Genomic DNA, 10,367 nt, shown 5'->3' on the forward strand with positions numbered 1-10,367 from the left:
CACCGGTTGTCGGTCCCGCCACACCCCAGCATCCCAGCAACCCCACCCGGCCGCATCCGCAGTGGCCGGGGAACGCCGACGTTTCAGGGCCTGCTGTTCCACTCCGCGATCACCGGCCGGCCGTGTTCCGTCGACAGCCGGCTCACCGTGCCCGTCGCCAGCTGGAACAGCCGCCCGTCCGCCGGGGCCAGCCCCAGTCGGCGGGCCGTGACGACGCGCAGGAAGTGGCCGTGCGCCACGAGGACCACATCGCCGTCCGGCAGCGCCGCCGCCACCCGGGACAGCACCCGGTCGGCACGCGCTCCCACCTCGGCCGGCGACTCACCCGGGTGAGCGTCCGGTCCGGGTGCCACTCCGTCGGTCCACAGGTACCAGTCGGGGCGGGTGCGATGTATCTCGACGGTGGTGACGCCCTCGTAGCCGCCGTAGTCCCACTCGTGCAGATCGGGGTCCGGTACGGCCCCCGTCACGCCCGCCAGTTCGGCCGTGCGGACCGCGCGGCGCAGCGGGCTGGTCAGCGCCAGTGAGAAGGTCCTGCCGGACAGCAGCGGAGCCAGGGACTTGGCCTGTTCCTCGCCGTCCTGGGTGAGGGGCAGGTCGGTGAAGCTGGTGTGCTGTCCCGACCTGCTCCACTGCGTCTCACCGTGGCGGACCAGAAGAAGATCCCCCACGGCTCGCTACTCCTTCGACTCGACGGCGTGCCCGCCGAACTGGTTGCGCAGCGCCGCGATCATCTTCATCTGCGGGGAGTCGTCCTGGCGGGAGGCGAACCGCGCGAACAGGGAGGCGGTGATCGCGGGCAGCGGCACCGCGTTGTCGATGGCGGCCTCGACGGTCCACCGGCCCTCACCGGAGTCCTGCGCGAAGCCCTTCAGCTTCAGCAGGTGCTCGTCCTCGTCCAGGGCGTTCACCGCGAGGTCCAGCAGCCAGGACCGGATGACGGTGCCCTCCTGCCAGGAGCGGAACACCTCGCGGACGTTGTCCACCGAGTTGACCTTCTCAAGGAGCTCCCAGCCCTCGGAGTAGGCCTGCATCATGGCGTACTCGATGCCGTTGTGGACCATCTTCGAGAAGTGCCCGGCGCCGACCCGGCCGGCGTGGACATAGCCGTACGGCCCCTCCGGCTTGAGCGCCTCGAAGATCGGCTTCAGCGGCTCCACGTGCGCCTTGTCGCCGCCGACCATCAGCGCGTAGCCGTTCTGCAGGCCCCACACGCCGCCGGAGACACCCGCGTCGACGAAGCCGATGCCCTTGATGCCGAGCTCGGCGGCGTGCTTCTCGTCGTCCGTCCAGCGCGAGTTGCCGCCGTCGACCACCGTGTCGCCCGGGGACAGCAGGTCCTTGAGCTCGTCGATGACGGTCTGGGTGGCGGTACCGGCCGGGACCATCACCCAGATGATGCGCGGCCCGTCGAGCTGCTGGACCAGCTCTTCGAGGCTCTTGACGTCGGAGACGTCGGGATTGCGGTCGTAGCCGATGACGGTGTGGCCGGCGCGGCGGATCCGCTCGCGCATGTTGCCGCCCATCTTGCCGAGACCGATGAGACCGAGCTGCATGTCAGTTCACTTCCTTGAGTTCACGGTAGGCGGCCACGAGGGCGGCGGTGGAGGCGTCCAGACCGGGGACTTCCGCGCCCTCGGTCAGCGCGGGCTCGACCCGCTTGGCGAGGACCTTGCCGAGCTCCACGCCCCACTGGTCGAAGGAGTCGATGTTCCAGATCGCGCCCTGGACGAACACCTTGTGCTCGTAGAGGGCGACCAGCTGGCCGAGGACCGACGGGGTCAGCTCACGGGCGAGGATCGTGGTGGTGGGGTGGTTGCCGAGGAAGGTGCGGTGCGGGACCTGCTCCTCGGGCACGCCCTCCGCGCGCACCTCGTCCGCGGTCTTGCCGAACGCGAGCGCCTGGCCCTGGGCGAAGAGGTTCGCCATCAACAGGTCGTGCTGCGCCTTGAGTTCGTCGCTCAGCTCGGCGACCGGCCGGGCGAACCCGATCAGGTCGGCGGGGATCAGCCGGGTGCCCTGGTGGATCAGCTGGTAGTAGGCGTGCTGCCCGTTGGTGCCGGGCGTGCCCCACACCACCGGCCCGGTCTCCCAGCCCACGGTGTGTCCGTCGCGGTCCACCGACTTGCCGTTGGACTCCATGTCGAGCTGCTGCAGATACGCCGTGAACTTCGACAGGTAGTGGCTGTACGGCAGCACGGCGTGTGACTCGGCGCCGAAGAAGTTGCCGTACCAGATGCCCAACAGGCCCAGGAGCAGCGGGGCGTTGGCCTCGGCGGGAGCGCTCCTGAAGTGCTCGTCGACGATGCGGAAGCCGTCGAGCATCTCCCGGAAGCGCTCCGGGCCGATGGCGATCATCAGGGACAGGCCGATCGCCGAGTCGTACGAGTAGCGCCCGCCGACCCAGTCCCAGAACTCGAACATGTTGTCCGGGTCGATGCCGAAGTCCGTCACCTTCTCGGCGTTGGTCGACAGCGCGACGAAGTGCCGGGCCACCGCCTTGTCTCCGCCGTCGCCGAGGCCGGCCAGCAGCCAGGACCGGGCCGAGGTGGCGTTGGTGATCGTCTCGATCGTGGTGAACGTCTTCGACGCGACGATGAACAGCGTCTCGGCCSGGTCCAGGTCCCGCACGGCCTCGTGCAGGTCGGCGCCGTCGACGTTCGAGACGAACCGGAACGTCAACTCCCGTGCCGTGAACGGGCGCAGTGCCTCGTACGCCATGGCGGGACCGAGGTCGGAGCCGCCGATCCCGATGTTGACGACGTTGCGGATACGGCGGCCGGTGTGGCCGGTCCACTCACCGGAGCGGACACGGTCGGCGAAGGCGCCCATCTTGTCGAGGACGGCGTGCACCTTCGGCACCATGTTCTCGCCGTCCACCTCGACGACCGCGTCCCGCGGTGCCCGCAGCGCGGTGTGCAGCACCGCCCGGTCCTCGGTGACATTGATCTTCTCGCCGCGGAACATCGCGTCACGCAGCCCGAACACGTCGGTGACAGCGGCCAGTTCGCGCAGCATGGCGAGGGTCTCGTCGTTGATCAGGTGCTTGGAGTAGTCGATGCGCAGATCGCCCACGCGCACGACGTACCGCTGCGCACGGGACGGATCCGCGGCGAACAGCTCACGCAGCCGGGGCCGCTGCAGGACGTCCGCGCGGTGGTCCTCCAGGGCCGCCCACTCGGGGCGCCGGATGAGCTTGGGGGTCTCAGACATGAGAGGACGTCTCCTTGGTGGCCTCGCCCCGCAGGGCGATGGCGTACATCTCGTCCGCGTCGAGGCGCCTGAGCTCCTCGGCGATGAGTTCGGAGGTGGTGCGGACCTTCAGCGCGAGGGTGCGGGCCGGCTGGTCCGGCAGGGTCAGCGTGGCCAGCGGGCCCTCGGGACGGTCGATGACGATCTCGCCGTTCTCGGTGCCCAGGCGCACGCCGGTGACCACCGGACCGGCGGTGACGACGCGCTCGGCGATGACGTGGAGGCGGGCCTCCAGCCAGCGGGCCAGCAACTCGGCGGCCGGGTTGTCCGCCTCGGCCTCCACGGCCGCCGAGATGATCGGCACCCGGGCCTGGTCCAGGGCCGCGGCGAGCATCGAACGCCAGGGCGTGAGCCGGGTCCAGGCGAGGTCGGTGTCGCCCGGCGCGTAGGAGCGGGCGCGCACCTCCAGGTCCGACAGCGGCGTCTCGGTGGTGTACAGGTCGGTGATCCGGCGCTGGGCCAGCGCGCCCAGCGGATCCCTCGACGGGTTCTCCGGCGCCTCCACCGGCCACCACACCACGACAGGCGCGTCCGGCAGCAGCAGCGGCAGGACCACCGAGTCGGCGTGGTCGGACACCTCGCCGTACATCCGCAGGATCACCGTCTCGCCGGTGCCGGCGTCGGCGCCCACCCGGACCTCGGCGTCCAGGTGGGAGCGGGTGCGGTCGCGCGGGGTGCGGGCGTGCCGCTTGATCACGACCAGGGTGCGCGCGGGGTGCTCGTGCGAGGCCTCCTCGGCGGCCTTGATCGAGTCGTAGGCGTTCTCCTCGTCCGTGACGATCACCATCGTCAGGACCATGCCCACGGCCGGCGTACCGATCGCGCGGCGGCCCTGCACCAGCGCCTTGTTGATCTTGCTTGCCGTGGTGTCGCTCAGGTCGATCTTCATGGCCTGCGCCAGCTCCGTCCGTCTCGTGCGAGCATCTCGTCGGCTTCCTCGGGTCCCCAGCTCCCGGACGCGTATCGCGCCGGCCTGCCGTGCTTGTCCCAGTACTCCTCGATCGGGTCGAGGATCCTCCAGGACTCTTCCACTTCCTGGTGACGGGGGAACAAATTGGCGTCCCCAAGGAGGACATCCAGGATGAGCCGCTCGTACGCCTCGGGGCTGGACTCCGTGAACGACTCGCCGTACGCGAAGTCCATCGTCACGTCCCGGATCTCCATCGAGGTGCCCGGCACCTTGGAGCCGAACCGCACGGTCACGCCCTCGTCCGGCTGGACGCGGATGACGATCGCGTTCTGGCCGAGCTCCTCCGTGGCGGAGGAGTCGAACGGGGAGTGCGGCGCCCGCTGGAACACGACCGCGATCTCCGTCACCCGACGCCCGAGCCGCTTGCCGGTGCGCAGATAGAACGGCACGCCCGCCCAGCGCCGGTTGTCGACGTTGAGCCGGACGGCGGCGTAGGTGTCGGTCTTCGACTTCGGGTCGATGCCGTCCTCGTCGAGGTAGCCGAGCACCTTCTCGCCGCCCTGCCAGGCGCCCGCGTACTGCCCGCGCACGGTGTGCCGGCCCAGGTCCTCCGGCAGCTTGACCGCCCTGAGCACCTTCAGCTTCTCGGTGAGCAGCGAGGCCGCGTCGAAGGCGGCCGGCTCCTCCATGGCGGTCAGCGCCATCAGCTGGAGCAGGTGGTTCTGGATGACGTCACGGGCCGAGCCGATGCCGTCGTAGTAGCCCGCACGGCCGCCGATGCCGATGTCCTCGGCCATCGTGATCTGCACATGGTCGACGTACGACCGGTTCCAGATCGGCTCGAACATCTGGTTTGCGAACCGCAGCGCCAGGATGTTCTGGACGGTCTCCTTGCCGAGGTAGTGGTCGATCCGGAAGACCTGCTCCGGGTCGAACACGTCGTGCACGATCGCGTTCAGCTCATGGGCGCTCGCGAGGTCGCGGCCGAACGGCTTCTCGATGACCGCCCGCCGCCAGGACCCCTCGGGGGCGTCCGCCAGGCCGTGCTTCTTCAGCTGTTGTACGACCTTGGGGAAGAGCTTCGGCGGTACGGAGAGGTAGAAGGCGTAGTTGCCGCTGGTGCCGCGCGCCTTGTCCAGCTCCTCGACGGTCCCGCGCAGCTGGTCGAACGCCGCGTCGTCGTCGAAGTCGCCCGGGATGAACCGCATCCCCTCGGCGAGCTGCTGCCACACCTCCTCACGGAACTCGGTCCGGGCGTGCTCGCGCACCGAGTCGTGCACGATCTGCGCGAAGTCCTCGTCCTCCCAGTCCCGGCGGGCGAACCCGACCAGCGAGAAGCCCGGCGGCAGCATGCCGCGGTTGGCGAGGTCGTACACGGCCGGCATCAGCTTCTTGCGGGACAGGTCGCCCGTCACCCCGAAGATGACGAGCCCGGACGGGCCCGCGATCCGGGGCAGACGGCGGTCGCGCGCGTCGCGCAGGGGGTTGTCCCAGTCGGGGGTGTCCTGGTCGGAGGTCATTCCGCGTCAGCTCCCTTGCTACCGAGCGACTTCTTGACGGCGTCCAACAGGTCCTGCCACGCCACCTCGAACTTGGCGACGCCCTCGTCCTCCAACCGGGTGACGACCTCGTCGTACGAGATCCCGAGCGCCTCGACGGCGGCCAGGTCGGCGCGGGCCTGCGCGTAGCCGCTCGTCACCGTGTCGCCGGTGATCTCGCCGCCGTCGGCAGTGGCGTCGAGCGTGGCCTCGGGCATCGTGTTGACGGTGCCGGGCGCCACCAGCTCGTCGACGTACAGGGTCTTCTTGTACGCCGGGTCCTTCACGCCGGTCGAGGCCCACAGGGGGCGCTGCTTGTTGGCCCTGGCGCCGGTGAGCGCGGTCCAGCGGTCACCGCCACCTGCCGAGCCGTCGGCAGAGCCGAACACATCCTCGTACGCCTCGTAGGCGAGGCGCGCGTTGGCGAGCGCCGACCGGCCCCTGAGCGTGAGGGCCTCGTCCGTGCCGATCGCCGTCAGCCGCTTGTCGATGTCCGCGTCGACGCGGGAGACGAAGAAGGACGCCACGGAGTGGATACCGGACAGGTCGAGGCCCTTCGCGGCGGCCTTCTCCAGACCGGCCAGGTAGGCGTCCATGACCTCGCGGTAGCGCTCCAGCGAGAAGATCAGCGTGACGTTGACGCTGATGCCGAGGCCGATGACCTCGGTGATCGCGGGGAGGCCGGCCCTGGTCGCCGGGATCTTGATCATCACGTTGGGGCGGTCGACGAGCCAGGCGAGCTGCTTGGCCTCGGCGATGGTGGCCGTCGTGTCGTGGGCGAGGCGGGGGTCGACCTCGATGGAGACCCGGCCGTCCCGGCCGCCGGTGGCGTCGAACACGGGCCGCAGGATGTCCGCGGCGGCACGCACGTCGGCCGTCGTCATCATGCGCACGGCCTCGTCGACCGTGACGCCCCGCACCGCGAGGTCGGCGAGCTGCTCCTCATAGCCCTCGCCGGAGCCGATGGCGGCCTGGAAGATGGACGGGTTGGTGGTGACGCCCACGACGTTCTTGTGCGCGATCAGCTCGGCGAGGTTGCCGGACTCGATCCGCTTGCGCGACAGGTCGTCCAGCCAGATCGAGACGCCCTCGTCGGAGAGGCGCTTCAGGGCTCCCGCGGTCGCGGTCGCTTCGGTGCTCACAGTGATCATCTTCTTTCTGGCGGTCGGATCAACCACGCGCGGCGGCCAGCGATTCCCTGGCGGCGGCGGCGACGTTCTCAGGGGTGAAGCCGTACTCGGCGAACAGGGTCCCGGCGTCGGCGGAGGCGCCGAAGTGCTCCAGGGAGACGATGCGTCCGGCATCGCCCACGAAGCGGTACCAGGTGAGCCCGATCCCGGCCTCGACGGCGACCCGCGCCTTCACGGCCGGCGGCAGAACGCTCTCGCGGTACTCGCGCGGCTGCTGCTCGAACCACTCCACGGACGGCATCGACACCACCCGGGTGCCGATCCCGTCGGCCTCCAACCGCTCGCGCGCGGCGACCGCGAGACGGACCTCGGAGCCGGTCGCGATGAGGACGACCTCGGGGGCCTCGGTGGACGAGTCCCGAAGTACGTAACCACCCTTCGCCGCCTCGGAGTTGGGCGCGTACGTCGGCACGCCCTGGCGGGTCAGTGCGAGGCCGTGCGGGGCCGGGTCGGTGGAGTGCCGGCGCAGGATCTCGGCCCAGACGATCGCGGTCTCGTTGGCGTCGGCCGGACGGACGATGTTCAGGCCCGGGATGGCGCGCAGCGCGGCCAGGTGCTCGACCGGCTGGTGGGTCGGGCCGTCCTCGCCGAGGCCGATGGAGTCGTGCGTCCAGACGTACGTCACCGGCAGCTGCATCAGCGCGGACATGCGCACGGCGTTGCGCATGTAGTCGGAGAACACGAGGAACGTGCCGCCGTAGACACGGGTGTTGCCGTGCAGCGCGATGCCGTTCATCTCGGCGGCCATCGAGAACTCTCGGATGCCGAAGTGGACGGTACGGCCGTACGGGTCGGCCTCGGGCAGCGGGTTGCCCTTCGGCAGGAACGAACTCGCCTTGTCGATGGTGGTGTTGTTCGACCCGGCGAGGTCGGCGGAGCCGCCCCACAGCTCGGGGAGGACCCCGCCCAGGGCCTGGAGCACCTTGCCGGAGGCGGCGCGGGTGGCGACCGACTTGCCCTCCTCGAAGACCGGGATGGAGGACTCCCAGCCCTCGGGCAGCTGACCGGCGACGATCCGGTCGAACAGCCGGGCGCGCTCGGGGTGGGCGGCACGCCAGGTGCCGAGCTGCTTGTCCCAGGCCGCGTGCGCCTCGGCGCCCCGGTCGAGGGCGCGGCGGGAGTGGGCGAGGACTTCGCCCGCGACCTCGAAGGACTGCTCCGGGTCGAAGCCGAGGATGCGCTTCGTGGCGGCGATCTCGTCGGCGCCGAGCGCGGAGCCGTGCGAGGCCTCGGTGTTCTGCGCATTGGGGGCGGGCCAGGCGATGATCGTGCGCATCGCGATGATCGAGGGGCGCTCGGTCTCGGCCTGCGCGGCCTTGAGCGCCGCGTACAGCGCGTGGACGTCGATGTCGCCGCCGAGCTCCGGCTCGATCCGCTGCACATGCCAGCCGTAGGCCTCGTACCGCCCCAGCACGTCCTCGGAGAACGCGGTCGCGGTGTCGCCCTCGATGGAGATGTGGTTGTCGTCGTAGAGGAAGACGAGGTTGCCGAGCTTTTGATGGCCGGCCAGCGAGGACGCCTCGGCGGAGACGCCCTCCTGCAGGTCACCGTCGGAGACGATCGCCCAGATGGTGTGGTCGAACGGGGACTCGCCCTCGGGCGCCTCCGGGTCGAACAGACCGCGCTCGTAGCGGGCGGCCATCGCCATGCCGACGGCGTTGGCGACGCCCTGCCCCAGCGGGCCGGTCGTCGTCTCGACCCCTGCCGTGTGGCCGTACTCGGGGTGACCCGGCGTCTTCGAACCATGGGTCCTGAACGCCTTGAGGTCGTCGAGCTCCAGCTCGTACCCGGCGAGGAACAGCTGGGTGTAGAGGGTCAGCGAGGTGTGCCCGGGGGAGAGGACGAAGCGATCCCGCCCGGTCCACTCGGGGTCCGCGGGATCGTGCCGCATCACCTTCTGAAAGATCGTGTACGCGGCCGGCGCAAGGCTCATCGCGGTGCCCGGGTGGCCGTTACCGACCCGCTGTACGGCATCGGCCGCGAGAAGACGGGCCGTATCGACGGCACGCCGGTCGAGTTCGGTCCATTCGAAACTGTCCGGAGTCTGCGTGCTCATCTTCAAAAAGTCCTCGATCGGAGCGAAGTAGCTGGTCCAACGCGTTCAAAAGTAAAAGTCTGACTTTTACGAGGGAAGGTCGCCGTGTGTCAGGCTGTGGTGAAAGTGGGACACCGCGACGAGCGCCGCGCACGCCTGAGCGGGAGCCGCGCACGAGTGAGACGGCACGAGACGGACATGGCGGGCATGGCGGATATGGCGGACGCGAGGGTTCAACGCGGCGATGCGATACGGACGTTTCCGTTCCCGGTCGATCTGAGCGTCCTCGGCGTCGGCATGCAGGTCGGCCCGATGGGCACCGGCCGCACCTGGCACGCCGCCGACGCACCGTTGGAACGCGTCCACCGCATCGACTTCCACGTCGTGATGCTCTTCAGCGAGGGCCCCGTACGCCACATGATCGACTTTGCCGAGTACGAGGCGCGGGCCGGCGACCTGCTGTGGATCCGCCCCGGCCAGGTCCACCGCTTCTCCGGGACCGGCGCCTACCGGGGCACCGTCCTGACCATGCAGCCCGGCTTCCTGCCCCGCGCCACCGTCGAGGCCACCGGCCTCTACCGCTACGACCTCCCGCCCCTGCTCCACCCCGAAGAGGGCCAGCTCACCGCCCTGCGCTCGGCGCTCGCCCAGCTCCAACGCGAGTACGAGGACACGACGACCCTTCCGCTGAGCCTGCACACCGCCGTCCTGCGGCACTCGCTGACGGCGTTCTTGCTGCGCCTGGCTCATCTCGCCGCGAGCTCGGCGGAGGCGGCGCGCCATCAGGGCGACACGACGTTCACCCTCTTCCGGGACGCGGTGGAGCAGGGCTTCGCCACCAACCACAGCGTCAGCGCGTATGCCGATCAGCTCGGTTACTCCCGGCGCACCCTGGTGCGCGCCGTGCGCGCCGCGACCGGCGAGACCCCCAAGGGGTTCATCGACAAGCGGGTGATCCTGGAGGCGAAGCGGCTTCTGGCCCACACGGACATGCCGATCGGCCGGGTCGGAGTGGCGGTCGGGTTTCCGGACGCCGCGAACTTCTCCAAGTTCTTCCATCAGCACACGGAGATGACACCGGCGGCGTTCCGGGCGGAGCTTCGTTGACGTGACGTCGGGGTTGCGGCGAGGTCCCTTGACAGGGGACTCCCGTGTGCCTACGAAACCTGTATGACAGCCGATAAAGAAGACAATCCGGACTCCGCTTCCGTGTCCCTGCCGCATCCGGACGCCCCGGCAGCCGACGCCTCCGCCACCCTCCTGGAGCGCCTGGCCGACAAGCTCGGTGGTCGAGCCTCCGAGGCGGTCGCCGCCGTCTATGGCGAGCCCGTCACCGTCGACGGCGTCACCGTCATCCCGGTCGCCAAGGTCTCCTTCGGCTTCGGAGGCGGTGCGGGGCGGGCGGCGTCAGCGGACTGGTGGAGGTGCGCCTGGACAGCCGG

9 protein-coding genes are annotated in these 10,367 nt (G+C 70.0%); 2 read left to right on the forward strand and 7 right to left on the reverse strand.

Annotated elements, in window-relative coordinates:
• Positions 1-83: 83 nt before the first annotated feature.
• From EAO75_RS21240 to tkt, 7 genes are read right to left on the reverse strand one after another with little or no spacing between them, the layout of a single operon-like run.
• A complete protein-coding gene (locus EAO75_RS21240) occupies positions 84-671 on the reverse strand; it encodes a histidine phosphatase family protein (RefSeq protein ID WP_147996644.1) in 588 nt (195 codons plus the stop codon).
• A gap of 6 nt (positions 672-677) precedes the next feature.
• The gene (gene gnd / locus EAO75_RS21245; protein ID WP_147996645.1) at positions 678-1,556 is read right to left on the reverse strand and encodes a phosphogluconate dehydrogenase (NAD(+)-dependent, decarboxylating); all 879 of its coding nucleotides are present in this window, start codon (positions 1,554-1,556) and stop codon (positions 678-680) included.
• 1 nt (position 1,557) lies between these two features.
• Positions 1,558-3,213, reverse strand: coding sequence for a glucose-6-phosphate isomerase (pgi, locus tag EAO75_RS21250; RefSeq protein ID WP_147996646.1), 1,656 nt, complete (start codon positions 3,211-3,213; stop codon positions 1,558-1,560).
• On the reverse strand, positions 3,206-4,141 hold the full coding sequence (opcA, locus tag EAO75_RS21255) for a glucose-6-phosphate dehydrogenase assembly protein OpcA (protein WP_147996647.1): 936 nt from the start codon (positions 4,139-4,141) through the stop codon (positions 3,206-3,208). The genes pgi and opcA overlap by 8 nt, the downstream gene beginning before the upstream one ends.
• Complete coding sequence (zwf, locus tag EAO75_RS21260; RefSeq protein ID WP_147996648.1) at positions 4,138-5,682, reverse strand: glucose-6-phosphate dehydrogenase; 1,545 nt, start codon at positions 5,680-5,682, stop codon at positions 4,138-4,140. The genes opcA and zwf overlap by 4 nt, the downstream gene beginning before the upstream one ends.
• The gene (gene tal, locus EAO75_RS21265; protein WP_147996649.1) at positions 5,679-6,851 is read right to left on the reverse strand and encodes a transaldolase; all 1,173 of its coding nucleotides are present in this window, start codon (positions 6,849-6,851) and stop codon (positions 5,679-5,681) included. The genes zwf and tal overlap by 4 nt, the downstream gene beginning before the upstream one ends.
• A gap of 19 nt (positions 6,852-6,870) precedes the next feature.
• A complete protein-coding gene (gene tkt / locus EAO75_RS21270; protein WP_147996650.1) occupies positions 6,871-8,946 on the reverse strand; it encodes a transketolase in 2,076 nt (691 codons plus the stop codon).
• A 195-nt stretch (positions 8,947-9,141) separates the two neighbouring features.
• On the opposite strand from tkt, the gene EAO75_RS21275 reads away from it, so the two are divergent.
• Both EAO75_RS21275 and EAO75_RS46000 read left to right on the forward strand, forming a co-directional pair.
• Complete coding sequence (locus tag EAO75_RS21275) at positions 9,142-10,032, forward strand: helix-turn-helix transcriptional regulator (RefSeq protein WP_147997999.1); 891 nt, start codon at positions 9,142-9,144, stop codon at positions 10,030-10,032.
• A 63-nt stretch (positions 10,033-10,095) separates the two neighbouring features.
• Positions 10,096-10,367 (forward strand): spore germination protein GerW family protein (locus tag EAO75_RS46000; RefSeq protein WP_261989371.1); only part of this gene is annotated, 272 nt, incomplete at its 3' end.

The organism is Streptomyces sp. UW30 (genome assembly GCF_008042075.1).
Classification (GTDB): domain Bacteria; phylum Actinomycetota; class Actinomycetes; order Streptomycetales; family Streptomycetaceae; genus Streptomyces.

Coding starts and splice junctions, on each gene's coding strand:
- tal (WP_147996649.1), bottom strand. CDS start 6,851: ATGATCACTGTGAGCACCGAAGCGACCGCGACCGCGGGAGCCCTGAAG.
- EAO75_RS21275 (WP_147997999.1), top strand. CDS start 9,142: ATGGCGGACGCGAGGGTTCAACGCGGCGATGCGATACGGACGTTTCCG.
- gnd (WP_147996645.1), bottom strand. CDS start 1,556: ATGCAGCTCGGTCTCATCGGTCTCGGCAAGATGGGCGGCAACATGCGC.
- zwf (WP_147996648.1), bottom strand. CDS start 5,682: ATGACCTCCGACCAGGACACCCCCGACTGGGACAACCCCCTGCGCGAC.
- opcA (WP_147996647.1), bottom strand. CDS start 4,141: ATGAAGATCGACCTGAGCGACACCACGGCAAGCAAGATCAACAAGGCG.
- tkt (WP_147996650.1), bottom strand. CDS start 8,946: ATGAGCACGCAGACTCCGGACAGTTTCGAATGGACCGAACTCGACCGG.